Annotated in this window: 26 protein-coding genes and 1 tRNA gene; 10 read left to right on the forward strand and 17 right to left on the reverse strand. The window is 65.3% G+C overall.

Annotated elements, in window-relative coordinates:
* The first annotated feature begins 224 nt into the window (after window positions 1–224).
* The 3 genes from tal to ACS5PK_RS19370 are packed head-to-tail and all read left to right on the forward strand — an operon-like array spanning window position 225 to window position 3,411.
* Entirely contained in the window at window positions 225–1,175 is a 951-nt protein-coding gene (gene tal / locus ACS5PK_RS19360) for a transaldolase (RefSeq protein ID WP_439441906.1), read from the forward strand.
* Window positions 1,175–2,794: a glucose-6-phosphate isomerase gene (gene pgi / locus ACS5PK_RS19365; protein ID WP_439441907.1), complete on the forward strand. Its 1,620-nt coding sequence runs from the start codon at window positions 1,175–1,177 to the stop codon at window positions 2,792–2,794. The genes tal and pgi overlap by 1 nt, the downstream gene beginning before the upstream one ends.
* A complete protein-coding gene (locus ACS5PK_RS19370; protein WP_439441908.1) occupies window positions 2,794–3,411 on the forward strand; it encodes an HAD family hydrolase in 618 nt (205 codons plus the stop codon). The genes pgi and ACS5PK_RS19370 overlap by 1 nt, the downstream gene beginning before the upstream one ends.
* Before the next feature lie 22 nt (window positions 3,412–3,433).
* Here the strand turns inward: ACS5PK_RS19370 and ACS5PK_RS19375 are convergent, their stop codons facing one another.
* The 8 genes from ACS5PK_RS19375 to ACS5PK_RS19410 all read right to left on the reverse strand — a co-directional run bounded on the left by ACS5PK_RS19375 (window position 3,434) and on the right by ACS5PK_RS19410 (window position 10,612).
* A complete protein-coding gene (locus ACS5PK_RS19375; RefSeq protein WP_439441909.1) occupies window positions 3,434–3,640 on the reverse strand; it encodes a DNA gyrase inhibitor YacG in 207 nt (68 codons plus the stop codon).
* A gap of 4 nt (window positions 3,641–3,644) precedes the next feature.
* Window positions 3,645–4,400, reverse strand: a complete 756-nt coding sequence (gene zapD / locus ACS5PK_RS19380; protein WP_439441910.1) for a cell division protein ZapD — start codon at window positions 4,398–4,400, stop codon at window positions 3,645–3,647.
* Window positions 4,401–4,551: 151 nt separating this feature from the next.
* A complete protein-coding gene (gene coaE, locus ACS5PK_RS19385; RefSeq protein WP_439441911.1) occupies window positions 4,552–5,142 on the reverse strand; it encodes a dephospho-CoA kinase in 591 nt (196 codons plus the stop codon).
* A 22-nt stretch (window positions 5,143–5,164) separates the two neighbouring features.
* On the reverse strand, window positions 5,165–6,100 hold the full coding sequence (locus ACS5PK_RS19390) for a prepilin peptidase (protein ID WP_439441912.1): 936 nt from the start codon (window positions 6,098–6,100) through the stop codon (window positions 5,165–5,167).
* Window positions 6,101–6,112: 12 nt separating this feature from the next.
* Window positions 6,113–7,336, reverse strand: coding sequence for a type II secretion system F family protein (locus tag ACS5PK_RS19395; protein ID WP_439441913.1), 1,224 nt, complete (start codon window positions 7,334–7,336; stop codon window positions 6,113–6,115).
* An 83-nt stretch (window positions 7,337–7,419) separates the two neighbouring features.
* Window positions 7,420–9,108 carry a type IV-A pilus assembly ATPase PilB gene (gene pilB, locus ACS5PK_RS19400; protein ID WP_439441914.1) on the reverse strand — a complete coding sequence of 563 codons (1,689 nt, stop codon included), beginning with the start codon at window positions 9,106–9,108 and terminating at the stop codon, window positions 7,420–7,422.
* 339 nt (window positions 9,109–9,447) lie between these two features.
* Window positions 9,448–9,524 (reverse strand) — tRNA-Pro (locus ACS5PK_RS19405).
* 158 nt (window positions 9,525–9,682) lie between these two features.
* A complete protein-coding gene (locus ACS5PK_RS19410; RefSeq protein WP_439441951.1) occupies window positions 9,683–10,612 on the reverse strand; it encodes a polyprenyl synthetase family protein in 930 nt (309 codons plus the stop codon).
* 387 nt (window positions 10,613–10,999) lie between these two features.
* Between ACS5PK_RS19410 and rplU the strand changes: the two genes are divergently transcribed.
* The 4 genes from rplU to proB all read left to right on the forward strand — a co-directional run bounded on the left by rplU (window position 11,000) and on the right by proB (window position 13,964).
* On the forward strand, window positions 11,000–11,311 hold the full coding sequence (gene rplU, locus ACS5PK_RS19415; protein ID WP_183103740.1) for a 50S ribosomal protein L21: 312 nt from the start codon (window positions 11,000–11,002) through the stop codon (window positions 11,309–11,311).
* A gap of 33 nt (window positions 11,312–11,344) precedes the next feature.
* Entirely contained in the window at window positions 11,345–11,602 is a 258-nt protein-coding gene (gene rpmA, locus ACS5PK_RS19420; RefSeq protein ID WP_439441915.1) for a 50S ribosomal protein L27, read from the forward strand.
* Window positions 11,603–11,766: 164 nt separating this feature from the next.
* The gene (gene cgtA / locus ACS5PK_RS19425; RefSeq protein ID WP_439441916.1) at window positions 11,767–12,849 is read left to right on the forward strand and encodes an Obg family GTPase CgtA; all 1,083 of its coding nucleotides are present in this window, start codon (window positions 11,767–11,769) and stop codon (window positions 12,847–12,849) included.
* Window positions 12,846–13,964 (forward strand): glutamate 5-kinase, encoded by a 1,119-nt coding sequence (proB, locus tag ACS5PK_RS19430; RefSeq protein WP_439441917.1) that lies wholly within the window; start codon window positions 12,846–12,848, stop codon window positions 13,962–13,964. The genes cgtA and proB overlap by 4 nt, the downstream gene beginning before the upstream one ends.
* An 80-nt stretch (window positions 13,965–14,044) precedes the next feature.
* Here proB and ACS5PK_RS19435 read toward each other — a convergent pair whose 3' ends face one another.
* On the reverse strand, window positions 14,045–14,662 hold the full coding sequence (locus ACS5PK_RS19435) for an RNA pyrophosphohydrolase (protein ID WP_439441918.1): 618 nt from the start codon (window positions 14,660–14,662) through the stop codon (window positions 14,045–14,047).
* 156 nt (window positions 14,663–14,818) lie between these two features.
* Here ACS5PK_RS19435 and ACS5PK_RS19440 point away from each other — a divergent pair, with 156 nt between their 5' ends.
* Together ACS5PK_RS19440 and ACS5PK_RS19445 are read left to right on the forward strand one after the other, a co-directional pair.
* The gene (locus tag ACS5PK_RS19440) at window positions 14,819–16,564 is read left to right on the forward strand and encodes a proline--tRNA ligase (RefSeq protein WP_439441919.1); all 1,746 of its coding nucleotides are present in this window, start codon (window positions 14,819–14,821) and stop codon (window positions 16,562–16,564) included.
* 7 nt (window positions 16,565–16,571) lie between these two features.
* Complete coding sequence (locus ACS5PK_RS19445) at window positions 16,572–17,198, forward strand: lytic transglycosylase domain-containing protein (RefSeq protein WP_439441920.1); 627 nt, start codon at window positions 16,572–16,574, stop codon at window positions 17,196–17,198.
* 95 nt (window positions 17,199–17,293) lie between these two features.
* On the opposite strand, the gene ACS5PK_RS19450 is transcribed toward ACS5PK_RS19445, so the two are convergent.
* The 6 genes from ACS5PK_RS19450 to hemA form a co-directional block, all read right to left on the reverse strand.
* Window positions 17,294–17,887 carry a UbiX family flavin prenyltransferase gene (locus ACS5PK_RS19450; protein WP_439441921.1) on the reverse strand — a complete coding sequence of 198 codons (594 nt, stop codon included), beginning with the start codon at window positions 17,885–17,887 and terminating at the stop codon, window positions 17,294–17,296.
* Window positions 17,884–18,198 carry a Grx4 family monothiol glutaredoxin gene (grxD, locus tag ACS5PK_RS19455; protein ID WP_439441922.1) on the reverse strand — a complete coding sequence of 105 codons (315 nt, stop codon included), beginning with the start codon at window positions 18,196–18,198 and terminating at the stop codon, window positions 17,884–17,886. Before grxD ends, ACS5PK_RS19450 begins: the two co-directional genes overlap by 4 nt.
* Before the next feature lie 162 nt (window positions 18,199–18,360).
* The gene (locus ACS5PK_RS19460; protein WP_439441923.1) at window positions 18,361–18,996 is read right to left on the reverse strand and encodes a hypothetical protein; all 636 of its coding nucleotides are present in this window, start codon (window positions 18,994–18,996) and stop codon (window positions 18,361–18,363) included.
* A 127-nt stretch (window positions 18,997–19,123) separates the two neighbouring features.
* Window positions 19,124–19,948 carry a peptide chain release factor N(5)-glutamine methyltransferase gene (gene prmC, locus ACS5PK_RS19465; RefSeq protein WP_439441924.1) on the reverse strand — a complete coding sequence of 275 codons (825 nt, stop codon included), beginning with the start codon at window positions 19,946–19,948 and terminating at the stop codon, window positions 19,124–19,126.
* Complete coding sequence (gene prfA, locus ACS5PK_RS19470) at window positions 19,945–21,027, reverse strand: peptide chain release factor 1 (protein ID WP_439441925.1); 1,083 nt, start codon at window positions 21,025–21,027, stop codon at window positions 19,945–19,947. The genes prmC and prfA overlap by 4 nt, the downstream gene beginning before the upstream one ends.
* A gap of 80 nt (window positions 21,028–21,107) precedes the next feature.
* Window positions 21,108–22,397 (reverse strand): glutamyl-tRNA reductase, encoded by a 1,290-nt coding sequence (gene hemA / locus ACS5PK_RS19475; protein ID WP_439441926.1) that lies wholly within the window; start codon window positions 22,395–22,397, stop codon window positions 21,108–21,110.
* A gap of 146 nt (window positions 22,398–22,543) precedes the next feature.
* Here hemA and ACS5PK_RS19480 point away from each other — a divergent pair, with 146 nt between their 5' ends.
* Window positions 22,544–22,816 carry a hypothetical protein gene (locus tag ACS5PK_RS19480; RefSeq protein WP_439441927.1) on the forward strand — a complete coding sequence of 91 codons (273 nt, stop codon included), beginning with the start codon at window positions 22,544–22,546 and terminating at the stop codon, window positions 22,814–22,816.
* Here ACS5PK_RS19480 and miaB read toward each other — a convergent pair whose 3' ends face one another.
* Together miaB and ACS5PK_RS19490 are read right to left on the reverse strand one after the other, a co-directional pair.
* Entirely contained in the window at window positions 22,817–24,157 is a 1,341-nt protein-coding gene (gene miaB / locus ACS5PK_RS19485) for a tRNA (N6-isopentenyl adenosine(37)-C2)-methylthiotransferase MiaB (protein WP_439441928.1), read from the reverse strand.
* 96 nt (window positions 24,158–24,253) lie between these two features.
* Window positions 24,254–24,676 (reverse strand): hypothetical protein, encoded by a 423-nt coding sequence (locus tag ACS5PK_RS19490; protein ID WP_439441929.1) that lies wholly within the window; start codon window positions 24,674–24,676, stop codon window positions 24,254–24,256.
* Between the last annotated feature and the right edge of the window lie 184 nt (window positions 24,677–24,860).

Genomic DNA, 24,860 nt, shown 5'->3' on the forward strand with positions numbered 1-24,860 from the left:
TGTTGAGGCTCGAGCAGTCTGCGCTGCTTGAACTCTTGATGTAACAAAGTTTCCAGATTTATGATGCACGAGTTTCGTAATCGGGTCAATCCGGACCGCCGTCTTCAGGCCTTGCCCTATGGGAAAGCTTGAATCCGTCTTCCCTGCGCTTGTAACCTCATTCGGCTTGCAGGCGGGCGGGGAGCGGTTCTAATAACGGCCTGCACGAACTTCGGGGTTTCCCTATGCATCAGCTCGAACAACTCAAGGCCTTCACCACTGTCGTCGCCGACACCGGCAACTTCCTGCAACTGGCGCAGTTCACGCCGCGGGATGCGACGACCAATCCCTCGCTGATCCTGAAGGCCGTGCAGTCGCCCGACTATGCGCCCCTGCTGAACGAGACCGTGGCGGCCCACAAGGGCAAGCCGCTGGACGAGATCGTGGACCAGGTGCTGGTGCGCTTCGGCCTGGAGATCCTCAAGGTGGTGCCGGGCCGCGTGTCGACCGAGGTCGACGCCCGCCTGAGCTTCGACACCGCCGCCACCATCGCCCGCGCCAAGCGCCTGATTGGCCTGTACGAGGCTGCCGGCATTGGTCGTGACCGTGTGCTGATCAAGATTGCCTCCACCTGGGAGGGCATCCAGGCGGCGCGTGCGCTGGAGCTCGAGGGCATCCACTGCAACCTGACCCTGCTGTTCTCCTTCTGCCAGGCCGTGGCCTGCGGCGAAGCCGGCGTGCAGCTGATTTCTCCCTTCGTCGGCCGCATCTACGACTGGTACAAGAAGGCCGCCGGCAGCGCCTGGGATGAGGCAGCACAAGCGGGTGCCAACGACCCCGGTGTCAAGTCGGTGAGCCAGATCTACACCTACTACAAGAAGCACGGCATCCGCACCGAGGTGATGGGCGCCAGCTTCCGCAACATCGGCCAGATCCAGGCCCTGGCGGGCTGCGACCTGCTGACCATCAGCCCGGACCTGCTGGCCCAGCTGCAGGCCAGCGAGGCGCCGCTGAGCCGTGCGCTGGATGCCGCCACGGCGGCCACAGCTGACGTGCCCAAGATCTCGTACAACGAAGCGGCCTTCCGCTTCGCCCTCAACCAGGACGCCATGGCCACCGAGAAGCTGGCCGAGGGCATCCGCCTGTTTGCCGTCGATGCCGGCAAGCTGGACCAGATCATCGAAAGCCAACTCTGATGCAGCACCCGCGTTGCGACCAAAGCCCGGCCTGGGCTCTCCTGCAAGCACAGTACCAATCCAGCGGCGCCGCCTTTGACGTGCGCCAGGCCTTTGCTGACGAGGCGGCGCGCTTCGAGCGCTGGTCCTTCGATGCGCCCGAGCTGTTCGTGGACCTGTCCAAGAACCGCATCGACGCGCCCACGCTGGCCCTGCTGCTGCAGCTGGCCCGGGACTGCCGGCTGGAATCGCAACGCGAGGCGCTCTTCAAGGGCGAGCCCATCAACCACACCGAAGGCCGTGCCGTGCTGCACACGGCCCTGCGCGCACCGGCCGGCGCCGCGCCCTTCGGCGACGAGGTCCAGGCCTCGCTGAGCCGCATGCTGGCCTTTGCCGAGAGCGTGCGTGCAGATGCCGGCATCACCGACATCGTGCACATCGGCATCGGCGGTTCGGACCTCGGCCCGGCCATGGTGGTGCAGGCCCTGCAGTCCTTCACCGACGCCGGTCGTCGCCTGCACTTCGTCTCCAATGTCGACGGGCATGACCTGGCCCCCGTCCTGCGCGGACTGGACGCGAACAGGACGCTGTTCGTGATCGCCTCCAAGACTTTCACGACGCAGGAGACCCTGGCCAATGCCGAGGCCGCCAAGGCCTGGTTCCTGGCCCAGGGCGGCACGGACATCGGGCGCCATTTCGTGGCCACCAGCAGCAACACGGCGGCAGCCCAGGCCTTCGGCATCCACACCAGCTTCGGCTTCTGGGACTGGGTCGGCGGGCGCTACTCGCTGTGGTCGGTGATCGGCCTGCCCATCGCGATCGCCATTGGCGCCGCGGCCTTCCGCGAGCTGCTGGCGGGCGCCCATGCCATGGACCGCCACTTCGCCGAGACGCCGCTGGAACGCAATGTGCCGGTGCTGCTGGGATTGCTGGACCTCTGGTATCGCAACTTCCACGGCTTCAGCAGCCGCAGCGTAGCGCCCTATCACCAGGGCCTGCGCCGGCTGCCGGCCTATCTCCAGCAGCTGGAGATGGAGAGCAACGGCAAGGGCGTGGACCGCGAGGGTCAGGTCTTGCCATATGGCACCAGCCCCGTCGTCTGGGGCGATGCCGGCACCAATGGCCAGCATGCCTATTTCCAGATGCTGCACCAGGGCACGGACGTGATCCCGGTGGAGTTCATCGCGGTGAAGACGCCCCGCCACGGCACCCACGTGCAGGGTGAGCTGGCCGCGCGCCTGCAGGACCAGCACCAGAAGCTGCTGGCCAACTGCCTGGCGCAGTCACAGGCGCTCATGCAGGGCAAGACGGTGGAGCAGGCCCTGCACGAGAAGGCGCCGACGGCCTCGGCTTCCCTGGGCAAGCTGACCGTGGCCCGCCACCGCAGCTTTCCTGGCAACCGCCCGAGCACCACCATCCTGATGGATCAGCTCACGCCGCGCAGCCTGGGGGCGCTGATCGCGCTCTATGAACACCGTGTCTTCGTCAGTGGCGCGCTGTGGGGCATCAACAGCTTCGATCAATGGGGCGTGGAGCTGGGCAAGGCCTTGTGCAACAGCCTGCTGCCCCGCCTGGGCTCCGGCGATGTGCAAGGCCTGGACGGCTCCACGGCGGGTTTGCTGCGCAGGCTGCGAAGCTGATGCGTATCGTCTTTGACTTCGGCGGCGTGTTGTTCCGCTGGCATCCGCCCAGCTTCCTGGCGCGGGTCTGGCCCCATCGATGCCCTGACGAGGCGGCGGGGGCGGTCGCGGCGCGCGAGTTCTTCACCCAGTACAGCGGTGATTGGGGCGCCTTCGACCAGGGGCTCATCGGCCCGGAGGCTGTCATCCAGCGCATCGCCGCACGCACCGGCTGGCCCGAAGCGGAGGTGCGCGCGGTGGTGGATGCGGTGCCGGACGAGTTGCAGGCCGTACCGGGCACCGTGCGACTCATCGAGGCCGCACAGGCGGCGGGTCACCAGACGCACTACCTGTCCAATATGCCCGCCATCTACGCAGACTACCTGGAGCACCACTACCCGCTGGATCGCTGGTTCGACGGGGGCATTTTCTCCAGCCGTGTCAAACAGTCCAAGCCGGGCGCCGAGATCTTTGCGTTGATGGAGACGCAGCTGGGCGTGCCGCCGCGGGAGATGGTGTTCCTTGACGACCATCCTGCCAACATCGAGGCCGCAGCCGCGCGCGGCTGGCAGGCACTGCTGTTCACTACGCCGCAAGCGGCCGAACAGGCCTTGCGCGCGCGGGGCTTGCTGGGCTGAGCTGCCGGCCAGCAGCCATCAATCAGTGTGGTAGCGGCTCGTTGTCGTCGGTGGGCGGCGCTGCAGCCACGCGAAAAGACTCGCTGGCCCAGGCGCCGAGATCCATCTCCCGGCAGCGCTCGCCGCAGAAGGGCCGATATCGGTTGCTGGGCGCGAAGACGGCATCGCCGCCGCAGTGAGGGCAGGGCACCAGGCGTTCGCCCTGGGCGTTCTTCTTCATGGCACTCATGGGATCAGGCGCAAAGCGTCAATTCGAAGCTGGCGTCCTGGGAGGCCAGCTTGAGCCGGCCTTCCTCGTCCTGACGCATCAGGCGGATGGCCACCATCAGACGGTGGCCGCTGATCTCGGGAATCAGGCCCAGGCTGGGATCTATGCGCATACGCAGCAACTGGTAGCTGCGACCCTGAGGCAGGCTCTGCTGGTACTGCCCGGCCTGGGCGGCGACCTTGTGCGGGGCACCGGAGTCGCGCAGCAGGCCCAGCAGCACCTGCAGGGCTTCGGCCAGGGGCATCAGGGACTGGGTCCACTGCATCAGGTCATTGCGGCGGCGCACGGGCAGGAACTGCTGCCAGGTGAAGTAGGCGGGGAGGTCGAACTCGCAGGTACCGCCGGGAATGCTGATGCGGCTGCGGATGCTCATCAGCCATTCATTGCCGGTGAGGGCATGGCCGGCCTTGCCGGACAGGGCGTTGAGCTTGTTGAAGGCTGCGTCAATGCGCTGGATCACATGGTCCAGCGCCGCCTCGGAAATCGCCGGATTGCCGCGGTAGCTGTTGAACTGCGCCTTGTGGCGTTCCAGTTCCTTGAGCAGGTCGGACTTGAGGTCGGCCCGTGAGGCCACGTCCATGATCTCGAAGAGGGTGACCAGGGCAAAGTGATGGTCCAGCGCCGTCTCGCGGGCGATCAGCTGGCCGAGGCGATCAAAGAGATGCTCCAGCCGCAGCATTGTTCGAATGCTTTCGTTGAACGGGTATTCGTACAAGACCAAGGCGGACATCCCAGGGCAATTGGCGTTGTGGGCGCGCAGGACGGCTTGGCTGCCTGCAGGCGGATGCCCGGATTGTTTCACAGCCGGCAGGTCCCGCCGCAGCTCGCTCTGCCGAAAGGGGCTTGTGCTGGCCTGGCGAGCGTGGCTCGGCTCAGGTGCGCCATTGCTCGGCCAACTGGCGGACCTCATGGGCCAGGGCGGCCAGCTCAAGGCCTTCGTTGAAGATCACGGCATCGGCTGCGGCTCGGCGCTGGGCCCGCGTGGCCTGCTGCGCGAGCACGGCCTGCACGGCCTCGCATGGCCAGCCATTGCGGGCCATGACACGCTGTATCTGGGTCTGGACCTCGCAGTCCACCACCAGCACGCGGTCGACACGCTGGCGCCAGCGGCCCGACTCCACCAGCAGCGGCACGTCGAAGACGATCCAGGGGCTGCCCGCGGCGGCCTGTTCGAGGCGCCGAGTCTCAGCGCCAATCATGGGATGCAGGATGCCTTCAAGGCGTTTGCGCGCATCGGGCTCACGAAAGGCCCATTCGCGCATGAAGGCGCGGTCCAGGGCGCCGTCCGGGGATTGTGCCTCCGGGCCGAAGGCCGCGATGATGGCCGGCATCGCCGCGCCACCGGCCGCGGTCAGGCTGCGGGAAATGGCGTCGGTGTCGATCAGCGCAGCGCCCAGTTCGGCCAGGCAGCGCGCGACTGTGCTCTTGCCGCTGCCGATGCCGCCGGTCAGTCCGATGCGCATGCGTAAACCACCATGCGGTGGCTCAGTGCCCGCCCAGCCACCAGCTCAGCAGGCGTGTCGGGCCGATCAGCAGCACGGCCAACCCGCCACCAGCCAGGAATGGGCCGAAGGGGACATAGCGGCCTTCGCGCAGGCTGCTGGTGAGCTTCATGGCGATGCCCACGATGGCGCCGATCACAGAGGCGCCCAGCACGATGGGCAGCACCATCTGCCAGCCCAGCCAGGCCCCCAGGGCCGCCAGCAGCTTGAAGTCGCCGTAGCCCATGCCTTCCTTGCCAGTCAGCAGCTTGAACAGCCAGTAGACGGACCACAGGCTCAAATAGCCCGCCAGAGCCCCGATCAAGGCCTGGTCCAGGGGCAGGGTCCAGCCCAGCAGCGCAGCCCAAAGGCCGGCCCACAGCAGCGGTTGGTTGATGCTGTCCGGCAGCAGGGTGGTGTCCCAGTCGATTGCTGCGAGAGCCACCAGGGCCGCGGCAAAGCCGCACCACAGCAGGGTCTGGAACTGGGGGCCGAAGCGCCAGGCGATGGCAGCGAACAGGGCGCCCGTCAGCGCTTCTATCAGCGGATAGCGAACAGAGATGGGGGTCTTGCAGGACGCGCAGCGGCCACGCAGGCGCAACCAGCCCAGCAAGGGGAGGTTCTCGTGCCAGGCCAGCTGATGGGCGCATTTCGGGCAGCGCGAGCGTGGCGTGACCAGGCTGAATGCGGGCTGCTTGTCCAGCAACTCACCCAGCTTCTGGATCTGGTCGGCCAGCGGGGCGGCTTTGGTGGGGGGCAGACCGGTGCTGCGCTCCAGCACGCCGGCATCACCCAGGTGGGCAGCGGCGTCCTGCGTCCATTCCCTTTCCATCATGCGCGGCAGGCGCAGCACGACCACATTCAGGAAACTGCCAATGCACAGTCCCAGCAGGCCCAGAGCCCAAGGACTCAGCAGGTACTGCCATTCGGGAGCGATCATTCCGGGCATGCGTCAGACCACCTGGCCAAGCTTGAAGATCGGCAGGTACATGGCCACCACGATGCCGCCGATCAGCGTGCCCAGGATGACGATGACGAAGGGTTCCATCAGGCTGGACAGCGACTTCACGGCATCATCCACTTCCTCTTCGTAGAACTCGGCCGCCTTGGCCAGCATGTGGTCCAGGGAGCCGGATTCCTCGCCGATGCCGGCCATCTGCAGCACCATCACCGGGAAGATGCCGGTGGACTGCATGGAGGTAGTGAGTGCGGAACCCGTGGAGACGTCGCGCTGGATTTTCTCGGTGGCCTCCGAAAAGACGATGTTGCCAGAGGCCCCGCCCACGGAATCTAGGGCCTCGACCAGGGGCACGCCTGCAGCGAACATGGTGGCCAGCGTGCGCGTCCAGCGTGCCATGGCGGACTTGTACATGAGGTCGCCGAACACGGGGATCTTGAGGAGCAGCCGGTCCATCGTCTTCTGCATCTTCTCTGAGCGCTTCCAGCTCTGGAAGAAGAAATAGATGCCGCCGCCGATGCTGCCGAAGATCAGCCACCAATAGCTCACGAAGATCTCGGAGAGGGTGATCACGAACATCGTTGGCGCCGGCAGTTGTGCGCCGAAGGAGGAGAACACATCCTTGAAGGCGGGCACCACGAAGATCATGATGACGGCCAGCACGATGAAGGCCACGACCAGCACGGCGATCGGGTAGGTCAGTGCCGATTTGATCTTCTGCTTGATGGCCACCGTCTTTTCCTGGTAGATGGCCAGTCGATCCAGCAGTTGTTCAAGGATACCGCCCGCTTCGCCCGCCTCGACCAGATTGCAATAGAGAGCGTCGAAGTACAGCGGATGCTTGCGGAAGGCCGCGGACAGGCTGGTGCCGGTCTCGACGTCCTGGCGGATGTCATTGAGCAGCTTGGTCAACCGTGGATTGGTGGCTCCGCGGCCGACGATGTCGAAGGACTGCAGCAAGGGCACGCCGGCGCGCATCATGGTGGCGAGCTGGCGGGTGAAGACAGCAATGTCCTTCTGCTTGATGGCCTTGCCACCGCTGGAGCGGCGCTTCTTGACCTTGCTGACCAGGATGCCTTGGCGGCGCAGCGACGCGCTCACCATGGCTTCGCCGCCGGCGCGCATCTCGCCCCGCACGACCTTGCCATTGCGGTCCTTGCCTTCCCACTCGAAGACCTGCTCGTTCACACCCTTGGTGGTGGTCGCGCTTGTCGCCATATTCACTCCCGGGCATCAGAGGCCCTGTTGTCGTTGCCGCCGCTGCAGGCAGCGGTACTGCTGTCGGGTCAGTGGCCTGAAGCCTATTCGTTGGTTGCTGCCAGGACTTCCTCCAGCGTGGTGACGCCGGCGCGGACCTTCACCAGGCCGGACTGGCGCAAATCGCGCACGCCTTCCTTGCGGGCCTGGTCGGCGATGTCTATGGCCGTGCCCTGGCTGAGGATGATGCGCTGGATGGCCTCGGTGATGGGCATGACCTGGTACAGGCCGACCCGGCCTTTGTAGCCGTTGTTGCACATGGAGCAGCCCACGGCGCGGTAGGGGCGCCAGGAGCCGTCCAGGTCGTTGTCGGTGAAGCCGGCGCGCAGCAGGGCTTCGCGCGGGTATTCTGCAGGGGCCTTGCAGTTCTCGCACAGACGCCGTGCCAGACGCTGGGCCGTGATCAGTAGCACGCTGGATGCGATGTTGAACGGCGCGACACCCATGTTCATCAGGCGGGTCAGCGTGGTCGGCGCGTCATTGGTGTGCAGGGTGGACATCACCATGTGACCCGTCTGCGCGGCCTTGATGGCGATGTCGGCCGTTTCCAGGTCACGGATTTCGCCCACCATGATCACGTCGGGATCCTGGCGCAGGAAGGACTTCAGGGCCGCGGAGAAGGTCAGGCCCGCCTTGTCATTGACATTGACCTGGTTGATGCCTGGCAGGTTGATTTCCGCAGGGTCCTCCACGGTGGAGATATTGACGCCCGGCTGATTCAGGATGTTGAGGCAGGTATACAGCGACACCGTCTTGCCAGAGCCCGTGGGCCCGGTGACCAGAATCATGCCGTAGGGCCGCTGGATGCAGGCCATCAGCCGATCCTTCTCCGCCTTTTCATAGCCCAGGGCGTCGATACCCAGCTTGGCCGAGGAGGGATCCAGAATACGGATCACGATCTTCTCGCCGAACAGGGTCGGCAGGGTCGAAACGCGGAAATCGATGGACTTGGAGCCGAACTTCAGCTTCATCCGTCCGTCCTGGGGCACGCGCCGCTCGGCGATGTCCAGGCGCGAGATGACCTTGATGCGGGAGGACAGCTTGTCCTTGATGGCCACTGGCGGCTGAGTGATCTCGCGCAGCTCGCCATCAACGCGGAAGCGGACCCGGTAGTTGTATTCGTAGGGCTCGAAGTGAAGGTCGGACGCACGCATGTTGATGGCGTCCACCAGCATCTTCTGCAGAAAACGCACCACCGGGGCGTCTTCCACGTCCGCCATTTCCGGCGTTTCTTCCTGCGGGGAGGCGTCCTCCTCGGCGATGTCGAAATCGAAGTCGCCACCGGCGATGGACTCCAGGGCCTCTGTCGCGTTCGTGGTCGTGCCCTGCAGCAGCTTCTGCAGTTTGTCGTGCTCGACGATTACCCACTCTGGCGACAGCTGGGTGGCGAACTTGATGCGCTCGACGACCTCCGGTTCCGTCGGGTCTGCCCCGCCGATGAAGAGGCGGTTGCCGCGGCGCCCCAGCGCAATCACCTGGTACTGCTGTGCGAGCTTGCTGTCGATGATGTTGTGAGGAAGCCGCTGCGCATCCAACGCGTTGAGGTCCAGCAGAGGGACCGCCAGCGCACTGGAGAGTGTGTGGGCAAGATCACCGGGCGAGATCAGGTTCGCGCCAATGAGTGCATTGACAAAGCTGATCTTCTTTTCGCGCGCCTGGCGCACGAGGTCCTCGGCCTGCTTGGCGGGCAGCTTACCGGCATGCACGAGCACGCGCGCAACCCCGGACAGCATGGATGATGGATCGACCAGCGTTGAATCGGCTTGCATGACGAGCGGTGAGCTTCCCAACGAATATCAGCGGTGGCCTTGCGAGTGCCTGCATGCATGGGCATGCAGGCACAAGGGCTGCCTCTGGCACTGTAAACCGAGCCCGGACCCTCTGCGGCACTGGAAAGCCCGGGAATTCCTTGTAATCACACCACATTGGCTGCAGATTTGCGACCAGTTGTGTCTCGTGAGTCCAAACGAAAACGGCGCCCGAAGGCGCCGTTTGATGTCGTCTGATGCTTGAGCTGACTTTGCTGCATGGAAGAACCTTGCGGCCCAGCTCAGTGATCAAGTCAAAAAATCTGGTCGGGGTGAGAGGATTCGAACCTCCGGCCTCTACGTCCCGAACGTAGCGCTCTACCAGGCTAAGCTACACCCCGATGTGTCTTGTCCCTCGGTGCCCTGGCTGCTCCCAGGCGATCCGCATTCAACAACCACCCACAAGCTCGTTTGCTTTGCCTGCCCTGTTCAGATGCTGACTGGGGCGTGGCTCAGTTCCGGTTGTGACTCAGTTGCGATTGTGAGATCGTACTGCGATTCAGTTGGATCTGTTCACCGACAGAAACGCGAATTCTAGCAGAGCTTCTTGCCACTTGTTAAGAGGTAGCAGCGAAAGTTTTTCACGGGCATGTTCAGCCTCCTGGCGGGCGGCTTCGCGCGTGGCCTCCAGGGCTCCGGTACTGCGCACAATGTCGATGATGTCTGGCAGGCGCTCGACCTCGCCGTGCTGGATGGCGTGGCGGATCAGCTCGCGTTGATCGGCGCTGCCCCGCTCCATGGCCACCAGCAGGGGCAGGGTGGGTTTGCCTTCGCGCAGGTCGTCTCCCACGTTCTTTCCCAGCGACTGGGTGTCGCCTTCGTAGTCCAGTACATCGTCGATCAATTGGAAGGCGGTGCCCAGCGCGCGACCGTAGGCGGCGCAGGCGTCTTCGAGTTCGGGGCTGGCGTCTGCCAGCACGGCACCCAGGCGGGCGCTGGCCTCAAACAGCTTTGCTGTCTTGTAGCGGATGACGCGCAGATAGTCCTCGACGGAAATGTCGGGGTCATGCATGTTCATCAACTGCAGGACCTCGCCCTCGGCAATGATGTTGGTGGCCTCGGCCAGTACGTCCAGTACGCGCATCCGGTTGGTCGACACCATCATCTGGAAGGCGCGCGAATAAAGGAAATCGCCCACCAGGACGCTGGCGGCGTTGCCGAACAGGGCGTTGGCGGTCTGCTTGCCGCGGCGCAAGGAGGATTCGTCGACGACGTCATCGTGCAGCAATGTGGCTGTGTGGATGAATTCCACCACGGCGGCCAGCTCGAAGCGCTCCGGCCCTTCGAAGCCCAGGGCGTTCGCGAACAGCAGGACGAGCTTGGGGCGCATGCGCTTGCCGCCAGCGTGGACGATATAGCCGGCGATCTGATTGACGAGGGCGACATCGGAGGTCAGGCGTCGGGCGATGACGGCATCCACCTCGCGCATGTCCGCGTCCAGCGCGGCAAGAACCTCTCGAAGGGGGGACGAGGCAGACAGGGCGTGCACTCTGGGCTCACTATTGGGCGAAGCTGGGATTATAGGAAGCGCAGCCGGGGGTGTCGGCCTTGTGGGGAGGCGGGCTCGCGGGCGTCGGTGGCTTCCCACGGCGATGCGGGGGCGCTTGAATCCGGGTAAGCGATCATGTTATAGTCGCCGGCTCTGCGCGCATTGCGTGCGGAGGCTTAGGCCTGCAGCCTTGTGCGGCGGTCTTGTTCGGTAGTCTGGCGTGGCTTCGTTCTAATGCCAGAGTGCTGCCGGAGTGCTTCGCTGTGGCGGAGCCTCGATACAGGATGCGCGATGCAAGCGGCAGGTAGTTTCATTGAAAGGGCTGATATGTACGCGGTCATAAAAACCGGTGGCAAGCAATACAAGGTTGCTGCTGGCGAAAAGATCAAGGTAGAACAGATTGCTGCGGAAGTTGGCCAAGAGATCGTGATCGATCAAGTTCTCGCCGTGGGTAACGGCGCCGAACTGAAGATCGGCACTCCCTTGGTTGCTGGCGCGAGCGTCAAGGCCACTGTGGTGGCTCAGGGCAAGCACGACAAGGTGCGCATCTTCAAGCTGCGTCGTCGCAAGCACTACAAGAAGAGCCAAGGCCATCGCCAGACCTACACCGAGCTGGAAATCAGCGCGGTCAACGGCTGATCCTCGCTCTCGCAACAGTTCAAGGAGTAATCCATGGCACAGAAAAAGGGCGGCGGCTCGACTCGTAACGGCCGCGATTCCAAACCGAAGATGCTGGGCGTGAAGGTGTACGGCGGCCAGGCCATCTCGGCTGGTTCCATCATCGTGCGTCAGCGCGGTACCAAGTTCCACGCTGGCTCCAACGTCGGCATGGGCAAGGACCACACGCTGTTCGCGCTGATCGACGGCACCGTGTCCTTCACCACCAAGGGCGAGAACAACCGCTCGACCGTGGTCGTGACGCCGGTCTGAGTCTTCTGACCTGACCGAAGCGGTGCGGTGGCAGCAGCCGGCCACACCGTTCAGACTGAGCCCCGGCATGCCCGGGGCTTTGTTTTTTCGGCTGCAACCCAGGTGAGGCCCCAGTTGTGGGCCTGCCTTACCATGGCTCCTTCCACGAGCCCGAGAAGCAAGACATGAAGTTCGTAGACGAAGCCACCATCGATGTTGTGGCCGGCAATGGTGGTGCCGGCTGTGCCAGCTTTCGCCGCGAAAAATTCATTCCCTTCGGCGGCCCGGATGGCGGCGATGGCGGTCGTGGCGGCAGTGTGTTTGCTGTCGGTGACCTCAACCTGAATACCCTGATCGACTACCGCTACGCGCGCCGCCACGAGGCCCGCAATGGCGAGGCCGGACGCGGCTCAGACCAATACGGTGCGGCCGCGGACGACATCGTGCTGCGCATGCCGGTGGGCACCATCATCACTGACGTAGAAACCGGCGCCGTCATCGCCGAGCTCCTGGAGCCGGGCGAGAAGATCATGATCGCCAAGGGGGGCGACGGCGGATTCGGCAATCTTCACTTCAAGAGCAGTACCAACCGCGCTCCGCGCCAGAAGACGCCCGGATGGCCTGGCGAGGCCAAGAAGCTGAAGCTGGAGTTGCGCGTGCTGGCCGATGTCGGCCTGCTGGGGCAGCCCAATGCGGGCAAGTCCACGCTGATCACGGCGGTCTCGAATGCCCGTCCCAAGATCGCTGACTACCCCTTCACGACGTTGCACCCTAACCTTGGCGTAGTGCGCGTCGCGCCTGAGAAGAGCTTTGTGGTGGCCGACATTCCCGGCCTGATCGAGGGTGCTGCCGAAGGCGCCGGACTGGGTCATCAGTTCCTGCGGCATCTGCAGCGCACCCGCCTGCTGCTGCATGTGGTGGACCTTGCCCCTTTCGATCCCGAGGTCGATCCCGTGGCCGAGGCCAAGGCCATCGTGGCCGAGCTGAAGAAGTACGACGCTGCGCTGTACGAGAAGCCGCGCTGGCTGGTGCTCAACAAGCTGGACATGGTCCCGGAGGAAGAGCGCTCCAAGCGGGTCAAGGACTTCGTCAAGCGCTACAAGTGGAAGGGGCCGGTCTTTGAGATCTCCGCCCTGACGCGCGAGGGCTGCCAGCCGCTGATCCATGCTATCTACGATCATGTGGCTGCCGAGCAGAAGCACCATGTGGAGCCGGATGTGCGCTTCACGTCGTCGGAGGGTGAGGGCGGCGAGGCGAGTACCTCATGAGTGGCGTGCTGCGAGACGCGCGACGCATTGTCGTCAAGGTGGGCTCCAGCCTGGTGACCAACGAAGGCCGGGGTGTGGACGCCGAGGCCATTGGCAACTGGTGCCGCCAGTTGGCCGCGCTGACCCAGCAGGGACGCGAGGTGGTGATGGTGTCCAGCGGCGCTATCGCCGAAGGCATGAAGCGCCTGGGCTGGTCCTCTCGACCCAAGGAGGTTCATGAGCTGCAGGCGGCCGCTGCGGTGGGGCAGATGGGCCTGGCCCAGATGTATGAAAGCAAGCTGCGCGAGCAGGGGCTGGGCAGCGCACAGGTGCTGCTGACGCACGCTGACCTGGCCGACCGCGAGCGCTATCTGAATGCGCGCTCCACGCTGCTCACGCTGCTGCAGCACCGCGTGCTGCCCGTGATCAACGAGAACGACACCGTCGTCAACGACGAAATCAAGTTCGGGGACAACGATACCCTCGGTGCCCTGGTTGCGAACCTGGTGGAGGCCGATGCCCTGGTCATCCTGACCGACCAGAAAGGCTTGTATTCCGCCGATCCTCGCAAGGATCCGGACGCGCGCTTCATCGATGAGGCCATCGCCGGCACGCCGGAACTGGAGGCCATGGCTGGCGGCGCGGGTTCCAGCATCGGCCGGGGTGGCATGATCACCAAGATCCTGGCTGCCAAGCGCGCGGCGGGGAGCGGTGCCAGCACCGTCATCGCCTGGGGCCGCGAGCCGGACGTGCTACTGCGCCTGGCCGCTGGAGAGTCCATCGGAACTGCCTTGCTGGCCAGCACGGCCAAGCAGGCGGCACGCAAACAATGGATGCTGGACCATCTGCAGATGCGGGGCGCCGTCGTCGTCGATGCGGGTGCGGCACTGAAGCTTCGGGAGGAAGGCAAGAGCCTGCTGCCTATTGGCGTGATCGAGGTGCTGGGCGAGTTCCATCGCGGCGATGTGATCGCGGTGCGTGATCCAGCAGGAGCCGAGCTGGGGCGAGGCCTGTGCAACTACTCCAGCGCCGAAGCCAGGCTTATTGCCCGCAAGCCCTCCTTCGAAATCGGCGGCGTGCTGGGCTATGCAGCCGAGCCGGAGCTGATCCATCGGGACAATCTGGTGCTGCGCTGAAATCCCGACGACGCTTCTCCCGCAAGTAGAACCGGCAAGGAAAAAAGGCCCGCTTGGCGGGCCTTTGTCATGGTGTGGCGTCAATGCTCGGCAGCGTCCTTGCCCGGGCCTTGCGGAGGCTCTGCGGCACTGTCGTCATTCGCGGAGGGGCCGCGCACCGGCCCGTGGTCGTGACGGTGCTGCTGGGGGCGCATGCCTGCGCGCAGGTAGCGGTTGTGGTGGCTGGTGCGGGGCAGGAAGCGTGCGAGCTCGGTGAGTGCCATCTGGTAGACGCCGCGCTTGAACTCGATCACGGCTTCCAGCGGTACCCAGTAGTCGTTCCAGCGCCAGGCGTCGAACTCGGGGTGGTCGGTGGCGCGCAGGTTCATGTCGCTGTCGCGACCCATCAGCTGCAGCAGAAACCAGATCTGCTTCTGGCCGCGGTAATGGCCACGGGCATCGCGACGTATGTAGTGCTCGGGCACTTCATAACGCAGCCAGTCACGCGTGCGCGCAATGATGCGCACATGCTCGGACCTCAAGCCCACTTCCTCGTGGAGCTCTCTGAACATCGCCTGCTCGGGCGTTTCGCCATGCTTGATGCCTCCTTGCGGGAACTGCCAGGAGTGCGTCCGAATGCGTTTGCCCCAGAACACTTCGTTCCGGTGGTTGAGCAGGATGATGCCGACGTTGGGCCTGAAGCCTTCACGGTCGAGCATAATCAACCTCAAATCTTTAGTTGGATTGATTATTGCATCGGGCCTCGCCCCTTGCATGATCCTCGCTAACCCCAAGCCCAGGCGCGCCAGCCGGGCATCTGCCGTCAGGTGGGTGCCAGGAAGGCGCGCTGCCGGTTCTTACCTGCAGTCTCCGCGATGAAAGCCTCTCAGTTCTTCGTCTCCACGCTCAAGGAAGCCCCCGCCGACGCCGAAGTCGTCAGCCACAAGCTCATGATGCGAGCCGGCATGATCAAGCGCCTGGGCGCCGGCATCTACAACTACATGCCCATGGGCCTGCGCGTGATCCGCAAGGTGGAAGGCATCGTCCGCGAGGAAATGAACCGCGCTGGCGCTGTCGAGTTGCTGATGCCGGTGGTGCAGCCCGCCGAGCTGTGGCAGGAGACGGGCCGCTTCGACAAGATGGGGCCCGAGCTGCTGCGCGTGAAGGATCGCCACGGCCGCGACTTCATCATCCAGCCCACCAGCGAAGAGGTGGTGACCGACATCGCGCGCCAGGAGCTGCGCTCCTACAAGCAGCTGCCCAAGAACCTGTATCACATCCAGACCAAGTTCCGCGACGAGCGTCGCCCCCGCTTCGGCGTGATGCGCGGCCGCGAGTTCACCATGAAGGATGCCTACTCCTTCGACCGTGACGTGGAAGCCGCCGGCCGCAGCTACGAGAACATGTTCCAGGCCTACTGCAAGATCTTCGACCGCCTGGGCCTGGAGTACCGCGCTGTCGCGGCCGACACCGGTGCCATCGGTGGCGATCGCTCCCACGAGTTCCAAGTCATCGCCGAGACGGGCGAGGACGCCATCGTCTACTGTCCCGACAGCGATTACGCCGCCAACATCGAGCTGGCCGAGGCCCTGCCCTTGCTGAACAGCCGTGCTGCTGCTGCCCAGGCCTTGACCAAGACGCCCACGCCGGGCAAGAGCACCTGCGAGGACGTCGCCGCGCTGCTGGACCTGCCCCTGGCGCAGACCGTCAAGTCCCTGGTGCTGGCTACCGACGAACTCAACGAGCATGGCGAAATCGTCAAGACCCAGGTCTGGCTGCTGCTGGTGCGCGGCGATCATGAGCTCAACGAAGTCAAGGCCGGCAAGATCGATGGCCTCAAGGGTGGCTTCCGCTTCGCCACCGTGGGCGAGATCGAGTCCCACTTCGGCTGCAAGCCCGGCTACCTGGGCCCCATCGGCCTGAAGCAGGCGGTGAAGATCGTGGCTGACCGCACCGTCGCGCAGATGGCCGACTTCGTCTGCGGGGCCAACGAGGCTGATTACCACTTCACCGGGGCCAACTGGGGCCGCGATCTCCCCGAGCCCGATCTGGTGGCCGACATCCGCAACGTGGTGGCCGGCGATCCCTCGCCCGACGGCAAGGGTCTGTTGGCCATCCAACGCGGCATCGAGGTGGGCCATGTGTTCTACCTGGGCACCAAGTACTCGGCGGCCATGAACGCCACCTTCCTCGATGAGACCGGCAAGCCCAAGCCCTTCGAGATGGGCTGCTACGGCATTGGCGTGACCCGCATCCTGGGTGCGGCCATCGAGCAGAACCACGACGAGCGCGGCATCATCTGGCCCGACTCCATTGCTCCCTTCACTGTCGCCATCTGCCCCATCGGCATGGACCGCAGCGAAGAGGTCCGGGCAGCCGCCCATCAGCTGTACGAACAGCTGCAGGCGCTGGGCATCGATGTGTTGCTGGACGACCGCGGTGAGCGCCCCGGCGCGATGTTCGCTGACTGGGAGCTGATTGGCGTGCCGCACCGCGTGGTGCTGTCCGATCGCGGTCTCAAGGAAGGCCAGGTCGAGTACCAGGGGCGTCGTGATGCCGAGGCAAGCAAGCTGGCATTGACCGAGGTGGTGGCGCATCTGCAGGCCCGCCTGAAGGTCTGAGGTGCCGATGCAGCCAGCATTCCGCGCCCGGCGCGGCCTTCTTGCTGCATCGCTGCTGAGTCTTCTGCCCCTGCGCCAGGCCTGGGCGGGCGCCCAGGTCGAGGAGCCCTTGGCGGATGCAGTGCGCTCGGCGCTGTCGGCCTCGATTCGCAACAGTGCACCGCCACGGCCTCACTTTGAGAAGATCGACGACCGTCTGGCCTACCTGCGCTGGCTGGGCACCATGAGTGATCGCCTGCGCCCCCGCAAGACGGAGGCTCAGACACGCATCGAGTTCCTCGAGACCCTCTGGTATGAGGCCACTCGCGCCGGCCTGGAGCCCAGCCTGGTGCTGGGGCTGGTCGAGGTGGAGAGCGGATTTCGCAAATACGCGATCAGCGTGGTCGGTGCGCGGGGCTACATGCAGGTGATGCCCTTCTGGGCCCGCCTCATCGGCGACGGTCAGGCTTCGCGCCTCTTTCACATGCAGACCAATCTGCGCTTTGGCTGCGTGATCATGCGCCACTACCTGGATCGCGAGAATGGCGATCTCTTCATGGCATTGGGGCGCTACAACGGCAGTCGGGGGCGGCCCGAGTACCCGAATGCGGTGCTGGCGGCCCGGCGCAAGTGGCTGATGCCGGGGGAGCGCTGAGGTCCGAGGGGTTTGTTTCCTGGACGGCGGAGTGCGGCCCCTTTTCGGGCGCCGCCTGCGCACATGCGCTGAGTTTCAGTACCGGGGCGGCCTGCTCAGCCAGCCTCACGCAGGCCTTGCCAGCGCTGGGGCTGGGCACCGGCGATGCCGCAGAGGTCCAGCACCCGCTCCACGCCCTCTGCGACCAGCGCGTCCACGCTCTGGGGCTTCAAGTAGAAGGCTGGCAGCGGCGGGAAGATGATGCCCCCCATTTCCGTCACAGCGGTCATGTTGCGCAGGTGTGCCAGGTTGAAGGGGGTCTCGCGGACCATCAGCAGCAGCCGGCGGCGCTCCTTGAGAGTGACGTCGGCAGCGCGGGTGAGGAGGTTGTCGCCAAAGCCGTGGGCGATGGCGGCCAGGCTCTTCATGGAGCAGGGGGCGACCACCATCGCTGTGGCACCGAAGCTGCCGCTGGCCACGCAGGCGCCGACATCACCGGGCGCATGGGCCTGGGTGGCCTCGGCCTCCAGGGCATCGCGGCTCAGTCCCAATTCGTGGTGCACGTTGAGCAATCCGGCCGGCGTGGCGATGAGGTGGGTGTGGACGCCCAGTTCCCGGCATCGACGCAGAAGCTGCAGACCATAGGCAGCGCCGCTGGCGCCGCTGATGCCCACAATCAAACGCTGCGGCGATGCAGGCAGTGCACTCACTGGGCGCCTACCGCCTGTTGGAGCTCGCCGCTTTCGTACATCTCCATCATGATGTCCGAGCCGCCGATGAACTCACCGCCGATGTAGAGCTGCGGGATCGTCGGCCAGTTGGCATATTCCTTGATGCCCTGGCGCACTTCCTCGTCTTCCAGCACGTTGAAGGTCTTGAGGTCCGTCACGCCGCAGGCCTTGAGAATCTGGACGGCGCGGCCCGAGAAACCGCACATGGGAAACTGGGCAGTGCCCTTCATGAAAAGAACGATCCGGTTGTTCTTGACCAGATCGTCAATGCGTTGCTGAACGTCGCTCATGGCTTGATTCCTTGCTGAGAAGCTGTGGCCGAACACTGCTGAGGGCGGCGCCCTCCGGCCTTGGCGTGATTATCGGGCAGAGCGCATGCCCGGAGCGGCGCAAGGGCGTATGGCGTGTGGCCGCCCGGCCTGCAGCGGACCCTCTGACCCAGTTCAGCAGGCTCAGTAGCTGTAGCTGAGACCGAACTGCAGCAGGGGCATCAGCCGGTTGTCCCGCAGTGCCTCGTCAACGGAGCCCAGGCTGTTGCCCAGGCGCAGGCCGTTGCGGTTGACGAGGCCGAGGTCGGCACTGAAGCCCCAGCCGCCCCGCGTCGAAATGCCGCTGTACCCGATGCCGATATAGGGTAGGGTGCTGCCGGGATCGCCCCGTTCGTTGGCGGAGCCCACGGAACGCAAGCCGACCGCCAGCGAATGGCCCAGGCTCATGGACTGAGGGCTCAGCGTCAGGCCAGAACCGCTCTGGGTGATGCTCAGTGGGCCCATCATGAGGCCGCCGGTAGCCCGCAGGCCGCCACGCACGCCTTCACCGAGGCCGGAACGTGTGAGGTAATAGTCCCCAAGCAAGGCTGCACTGAGCGAACGCGAGCTGCGACCCGTGCTGCCGTCCACACCATCCACCTGACTCAACTGAACGCGGGCCTGCCAGCGCAGGCCGGGCGCTTCCCCTACGCTGGCATGGCTCATGCCCTGGGAGGGTGCCTGGGCCTGAGCCGCGGCGTTGAAGGTCAGGGTGCTCACCACCAGCCAGCCCATGGCCAGGGGCCAGCAGGATCCAGAAGGGGGAGGCAGGCTGCGCATGGTCATCTCCTTGCAGCCGAGCGGGCCAGGAGATTGCCGCTCGGAGAACCATGCTACGCCGCGCGGGAATTTTTGTGCAGGATCAATTACCTGGTTTTACAGACATTGACGGAAGCCTGGCCCGGCTTCAGGGCCTCATGGCGCCGCTGCACCTGGGCTGGCCACCCAGATCGCGTTGGCATCCTTGATAGGCCAATCCGGCACTGCGTAGCAGATCCGCCACGGCTTGCTCCTGGTCGTAACCGTGCTCCAGGAGCAACAGGCCGCCCGGCCTGAGATGGGCCGGTGCTGCGCCGACGATCTGCCTCAGGTCCGCCAGGCCCGCCTCGGGTGCAGTCAGCGCGCTCAGGGGCTCATGCTTCAAGGCCGGCAGATGCTCGTCCTCGGGGGCGATGTAGGGCGGGTTGCTTAGCACCAGATCGAAGCACTCCTCGCCCACGGGCTGCCACCAGGCGCCATGGAGGAATCGGACCGCCAGCCCGAGATCCTTGGCGTTGGCCCTTGCGACATCCAGGGCGTCGGCGCTGAAGTCGGTGGCCGTCACGCAGGCCTGCTGATGGCCCTTCTTCACGGCCAGTGCGATGGCGCCGCTGCCGGTTCCCAGGTCCAGCACGCGTGGGGTATCGATGCCGCAATCAGCCAGCCAGCGCAGTGCCCAGTCCACGAGCACCTCGGTGTCTGGGCGCGGCACCAGGGTGGCGGGGCTTACCTGCAAGCGCAGGCCATGGAACTCCTTGTGCCCGGTAAGGTAGGCGAGGGGGACGTCATCCAGCCGCTGACGGAGCCAGTCCGAGAAGCGCGCGCCGATGCTCGCGGGCAGGGCGTCGTCGTCATGGGCGATCAGCCAGCTGCGGTCCTTGTCCAGCAGTGCGCACAGCAGCAGTTGGGTCTCCAGGCGGGAGAGCCCGGCTTGCGCGGCGCGCTGCTGAAGCTCTCGGACGGTGGTGCTCATCCCCGGCCTTCCAGGGCGGCCAGCTGTTCTGCGGCCTGGGCTTGCTGCAGGCCGCGGATGACGTCGTCCAGGTCGCCGTCCATGATGGCGCCGAGCTTGTAGAGCGTCAGGTTGATGCGGTGGTCGGTCAGCCGGCCTTGCGGGAAGTTGTAGGTGCGGATGCGATCGCTGCGGTCGCCGCTGCCGATGAGGCTCTTGCGCGTGGCGGCCTCCTTGGCTGCGCGCTCGTTGCGCTCCTTGTCGCGCAGCCGGGCGGCCAGCACGGCCAGGGCCTTGGCTTTGTTGCGGTGCTGGCTGCGGTCGTCCTGGCACTCGGCGACCAGGCCGGTGGGCAGGTGAGTGATGCGGATGGCGGAGTCCGTCTTGTTGACGTGCTGGCCGCCGGCCCCGCTGGCGCGGAAGGTGTCGATGCGCAGTTCGGCGGGGTTGAGCTGGATCTCCTCGGCCTCGTCAGGCTCGGGCATCACGGCCACCGTGCAGGCGCTGGTATGGATGCGGCCCTGCGATTCCGTCGCAGGCACACGCTGCACGCGATGGCCGCCAGACTCGAACTTGAGTCGCCCATAGACCTGTTCGCCCTCAATGCGCAGCACCAGTTCCTTGTAGCCGCCCAGGTCCGATTCATTGGCCGACAGCGTCTCTGCGCGCCAGCCCTGGGACTCGGCATAGCGCAGGTACATGCGGGCCAGGTCGGCGGCGAAGAGTGCACTCTCGTCGCCGCCAGCGCCGGCCCGGATTTCAAGAAAGGCGGGGCGGACGTCATCCGGGTCCTTGGGCAGCAGAGCCAGCTGCAGTTCTTCATGCAGGCGGGTCATGTCGGCCTCGGCGCCGGCAATCTCCTCCCGGGCCATCTCGGCCATTTCGGGGTCGGCCAGCAGTTCGCGGGCGGCTGCCAGGTCCTGCTCTCGCTGCAGATAGCGCTGGTAACGGGACACAAGATCAGAGACTTCAGCCTGCTCGCGCGTCAGTGCGCGGTAGCGCTTCATGTCGGCGGCGATGCTGCCGTCGGCCAGCGTGGTATCGAGCTCATGCAGTCGATGGCCCAGGCGTTCGAACTGCTGGCGCAGACTGTCTTTCATGGAGGAGCATTCACAAGGAGAGAGAACCAGGCCGCGCGCATCCGCGGGGGCTGGGCAGGCGAGCAAGGCGAAGCGTAGCGCTAATGCTCGGCCGGGTCCTTGGCGCTCTTGCGCAGGAAGAGGCGGGAGACCGTGTGGGCCAGGGCCACGCGGTGTTCGCCGTCTGCGGCGTGCAACTCGGCAAGCGTGCCGTGAAGCATCTTCTGGGTCAGGCCCTTGGACAGGGCTTCGAGGACGGCCTCGATGTCCTCGCCCCGGGCCAGCAGCTTGCGGGCGCGCTGCAGCTCGGCGCTGCGCCAGTCGTCTGCCTGGGCATGCAAGGCCTGGATCAGGGGCACGGTGTTGCGCTGGCCCAGCCAGTGCACAAAGCTCTGGACGCCGGTCTCGATGATGGCCTCGGCCTGCTGCACGGCTGCCTGGCGCTTCTCGCCGGCGGACTGCACCAACTGGGCGAGGTCGTCCACGGTGTAGAGGTAGACGTCGTCGAGCTGGGCGACTTCCTGTTCGATGTCGCGCGGTACGGCGAGGTCGACCATGAACATGGGCTTGTGGCGACGCTTTTTCAGCGCGCTCTCCACGGCGCCCAGGCCGATCAGGGGCAGGCTGGAGGCCGTGCAGGAGATCACGGCGTCGAATTCATGCAGGCGCTGCGGCAGGTCGCTCAGGCGCAGGGCCTCGGCGCCCAGGTGGGCGGCCAGCTTCTCGCCGCGCTCCAGCGTGCGATTGGCCACGGCCATGCCCTTGGGATTGCGGGCCGCGAAGTGCGTGGCGACCAACTCGATCATCTCGCCCGCGCCCACGAACAGCACGTTGATGCGGGCCAGGTCCTCGAACAGCTGGCCGGCCAGGCGCACGGCGGCGGCGGCCATGCTGATGGAATGTGCGCCGATTTCGGTGGAGCTGCGCACTTCCTTGGCCACCGAGAAGCTGCGCTGGAAGAGCTGGTGCAGGGTGGTGCCCAGGGTGCCGGCTTCATCGGCCTCGCGCACGGCCTGCTTCATCTGGCCCAGGATCTGAGGCTCGCCCAGCACCATGGAGTCCAGGCCGCTGGCCACACGGAAGGCGTGGCGAGCGGCGGCGCTGCCTTCCTTGACGTAGGCATGGTTGAGCAGTGCGTTGGAGGCGACGCCGCCGACCTCGGCCAGCCACTCGACCGTGGGCTGCACCAACTCCTTGCCGCCCGCCACGTAGAGCTCGGTGCGGTTGCAGGTGGACAGCATGGCCGCCTCGGCGCCGATGCGGGTGCGCTGCTTCAACTGCTCGCGAAGACCCAGCAGGGCGGGCGCCAACTGTTCGGCCGAAAGGGCGAACCGGCCGCGCAGATCCAGAGGCGCGGATTCGTGATTCAGGCCGAGGGCAAAGACCGACATGGCGCGATTATAAAATTCGAAGGCTTGCGGGCAGGGTGGCTTGCTGCATCGTCCGCATAGAAATACTTGATAAGCATCAATTGGCGCCGCATTTCGTGGCGCACGCGCCGGGCGGCAAGGCCGCGCGGCTACATGGCGGGAATCCTGTGAGTCCTCTCGACGCCTTCTGGCACCTCGGCAATTTCCTTCTGCCCGCCTGGTTTGTTGCCGGCACGGTTGCGGCACTGATGAAGCTGCTGTGGCGAGCAGAACTCAAGAACCGCCCTTGGCGCCAACTGTGGCTCTGGGGCGGCGTGGGCGGCACGCTGGGTCTGCTGCTGGCCCTGCTGCTGCTGGGCCATGACGGCAAGATGCTGGGCTACGGCCTGATGCTGCTGGCTATCGCGCTGCCGCAGGCCTGGCTGAGCCTGCGGCGCTGATCAGACGCCGGCTGTCTCGCTGGTCAGCACCTCGGCGCGCAGGGAATGCGCGAAGGCCTCGGTGATGCGCACATCGATCAGCTGGTGCATCAGGCGCGCGTTGCCCTTGAAGTTGACGATGCGGTTGCATTCCGTGCGGCCCATCAGTTCGCTGGGGTCTTTCTTGGCGTTGCCGCACACGAGGATGCGCTGCGTCTGGCCAAGCAGGGTCTTGCTGATGCCAACGGCATTGGCCTCGATGGTCGCCTGCAGCTCCTGCAGGCGGCGCACCTTGGTCTCGTAGGGTGTGGTGTCCTCGAGATTGGCCGCAGGGGTGCCGGGGCGCGGGCTGTAGATGAAGCTGAAGGAGGCGTCGAAGCCGACGTCGTCCACCAGCTTCATCAGCTTGGCGTGGTCCTCTTCGGTCTCCCCGGGGAAACCGACGATGAAGTCGCTGGCGATGCGGATGTCCGGGCGGATGGCGCGAAGCTTGCGGATGATGCTCTTGAACTCCAGGGCCGTGTAGCCACGTTTCATGGCCATCAGGATGCGGTCGCTGCCATGCTGCACGGGCAGGTGCAGATGGTTCACCAGTTGAGGCACCTTGCCGTAGGCCTCGATCAGTCGGGGGCTGAACTCGTTCGGGTGGCTCGTCGTGAAGCGCAGGCGCTCGATGCCGGGGATCTCGGCGCAGTACTCCAGCAGCAGGGCGAGGTCGGCGATCTCGTCGGTGTCCCCCATCTTGCCGCGGTAGGCATTGACGTTCTGGCCCAGCAGGTTGATCTCCTTGACGCCCTGGTCGGCCAGGCCGGCGATCTCGGTGAGCACGTCCTCGAAGGGGCGGCTCATCTCGGCGCCGCGGGTGTAGGGCACCACGCAGTAGGAGCAGTACTTGGAGCAGCCTTCCATGATGGACACGAAGGCGCTGCCGCCCTCGACCTTGGCGGGCGGCAGGTTGTCGAACTTCTCGATCTCCGGGAAGCTGATGTCCACCTGGGGCTTGGCGGCGTCGCGGCGTGCGGCCAGCATCTGCGGCAGCCGGTGCAGGGTCTGCGGACCGAAGACCACATCCACATAGGGTGCTCGCTCAATGATGGAGGCGCCTTCCTGGCTGGCCACGCAGCCGCCCACGCCGATCATCACGCCCTTGGCCTTCAGGTGCTTGATGCGGCCGAGGTCGGAGAAGACCTTCTCCTGGGCCTTCTCTCGCACTGAGCAGGTGTTGAAGAGCACCAGGTCAGCCTCGTCGACGTTGGTTGTGGGCTCATAGCCTTCGGCGGCGCGCAGCACGTCGGCCATCTTGTCCGAGTCGTACTCGTTCATCTGGCAGCCAAAGGTCTTGATGAAAACTTTCTTGCTCATGGCGTACTCCGGCGTCCCGAGGGAGGGGCGCGGCGAATCGGGAAATGAAAATCAGGATGTAGTACGGCCAGCCTCAGGCCGGCCGTGCGGCCGAGATCAGGGCTTGGTCCAGATCTGGGAGGCCTGGTCGAAGCTCCAGGCCGAGGCTTGCTCGGCGGTGCGGGGCCAGGTCTTGTTGGCCAGCTCGGCCTCGTTGAGCAGCCAGACATCGCGCACCTGGCCGGTGAAGTCCAGCGTGTAATGCACGGTCAGCTTCTGGCCCACAAGGGAGGAGGCGAAGACCAGCAGGTTGTCCGCGCCGCGGATGCGGGCGCCAGGCGCCAAGCGGGTCACCTTGCCGTCCAGCTGAAGCTCGGGGGGCGTGCTGATGAGCATTTCCGAGCGAAGGGCGTCGGCGGGGAACTGGCGGTGGGTCTGGGCCTGGACGCTCGACGCGCCCAGCAGGCTCAGGCCGGCAAGCCCCGCCAGGATCAGGCGCAGGGCCGGGCGGCGGGGCGGTGTGTGTGCACAGCGGGACATGGTATCAATCCAGTGGCTGCGGGGATGGGCAGGGTGCCCGACCCGGGTTGAAGGAGGCCAGCATCATCGCATGCTACCTGCAGCAGGCCTGCGGCCTGACCGGGAGTGTCCGTGATGACCTCTCCGTGTGGCCGCTGCTTGGGCTACTGCTTTTGCAGCTGACTTGGCGTCTTTGGGCGTCTTG

The organism is Roseateles sp. DB2, assembly GCF_051857535.1.
Lineage (GTDB): Bacteria > Pseudomonadota > Gammaproteobacteria > Burkholderiales > Burkholderiaceae_C > Roseateles_B.

What these genes read in the sequence shown, in the direction of transcription:
- tal (WP_439441906.1), top strand. Translation starts at nt 225, where the DNA reads ATGCATCAGCTCGAACAACTCAAGGCCTTCACCACTGTCGTCGCCGAC.
- pgi (WP_439441907.1), top strand. Translation starts at nt 1,175, where the DNA reads ATGCAGCACCCGCGTTGCGACCAAAGCCCGGCCTGGGCTCTCCTGCAA.
- ACS5PK_RS19370 (WP_439441908.1), top strand. Translation starts at nt 2,794, where the DNA reads ATGCGTATCGTCTTTGACTTCGGCGGCGTGTTGTTCCGCTGGCATCCG.
- ACS5PK_RS19375 (WP_439441909.1), bottom strand. Translation starts at nt 3,640, where the DNA reads ATGAGTGCCATGAAGAAGAACGCCCAGGGCGAACGCCTGGTGCCCTGC.
- coaE (WP_439441911.1), bottom strand. Translation starts at nt 5,142, where the DNA reads ATGCGCATCGGACTGACCGGCGGCATCGGCAGCGGCAAGAGCACAGTC.
- ACS5PK_RS19390 (WP_439441912.1), bottom strand. Translation starts at nt 6,100, where the DNA reads ATGATCGCTCCCGAATGGCAGTACCTGCTGAGTCCTTGGGCTCTGGGC.
- ACS5PK_RS19395 (WP_439441913.1), bottom strand. Translation starts at nt 7,336, where the DNA reads ATGGCGACAAGCGCGACCACCACCAAGGGTGTGAACGAGCAGGTCTTC.
- pilB (WP_439441914.1), bottom strand. Translation starts at nt 9,108, where the DNA reads ATGCTGTCCGGGGTTGCGCGCGTGCTCGTGCATGCCGGTAAGCTGCCC.
- ACS5PK_RS19410 (WP_439441951.1), bottom strand. Translation starts at nt 10,612, where the DNA reads ATGCGCGAGGTGGATGCCGTCATCGCCCGACGCCTGACCTCCGATGTC.
- rplU (WP_183103740.1), top strand. Translation starts at nt 11,000, where the DNA reads ATGTACGCGGTCATAAAAACCGGTGGCAAGCAATACAAGGTTGCTGCT.
- rpmA (WP_439441915.1), top strand. Translation starts at nt 11,345, where the DNA reads ATGGCACAGAAAAAGGGCGGCGGCTCGACTCGTAACGGCCGCGATTCC.
- cgtA (WP_439441916.1), top strand. Translation starts at nt 11,767, where the DNA reads ATGAAGTTCGTAGACGAAGCCACCATCGATGTTGTGGCCGGCAATGGT.
- proB (WP_439441917.1), top strand. Translation starts at nt 12,846, where the DNA reads ATGAGTGGCGTGCTGCGAGACGCGCGACGCATTGTCGTCAAGGTGGGC.
- ACS5PK_RS19435 (WP_439441918.1), bottom strand. Translation starts at nt 14,662, where the DNA reads ATGCTCGACCGTGAAGGCTTCAGGCCCAACGTCGGCATCATCCTGCTC.
- ACS5PK_RS19440 (WP_439441919.1), top strand. Translation starts at nt 14,819, where the DNA reads ATGAAAGCCTCTCAGTTCTTCGTCTCCACGCTCAAGGAAGCCCCCGCC.
- ACS5PK_RS19445 (WP_439441920.1), top strand. Translation starts at nt 16,572, where the DNA reads ATGCAGCCAGCATTCCGCGCCCGGCGCGGCCTTCTTGCTGCATCGCTG.
- grxD (WP_439441922.1), bottom strand. Translation starts at nt 18,198, where the DNA reads ATGAGCGACGTTCAGCAACGCATTGACGATCTGGTCAAGAACAACCGG.
- ACS5PK_RS19460 (WP_439441923.1), bottom strand. Translation starts at nt 18,996, where the DNA reads ATGCGCAGCCTGCCTCCCCCTTCTGGATCCTGCTGGCCCCTGGCCATG.
- prmC (WP_439441924.1), bottom strand. Translation starts at nt 19,948, where the DNA reads ATGAGCACCACCGTCCGAGAGCTTCAGCAGCGCGCCGCGCAAGCCGGG.
- prfA (WP_439441925.1), bottom strand. Translation starts at nt 21,027, where the DNA reads ATGAAAGACAGTCTGCGCCAGCAGTTCGAACGCCTGGGCCATCGACTG.
- hemA (WP_439441926.1), bottom strand. Translation starts at nt 22,397, where the DNA reads ATGTCGGTCTTTGCCCTCGGCCTGAATCACGAATCCGCGCCTCTGGAT.
- miaB (WP_439441928.1), bottom strand. Translation starts at nt 24,157, where the DNA reads ATGAGCAAGAAAGTTTTCATCAAGACCTTTGGCTGCCAGATGAACGAG.
- ACS5PK_RS19490 (WP_439441929.1), bottom strand. Translation starts at nt 24,676, where the DNA reads ATGTCCCGCTGTGCACACACACCGCCCCGCCGCCCGGCCCTGCGCCTG.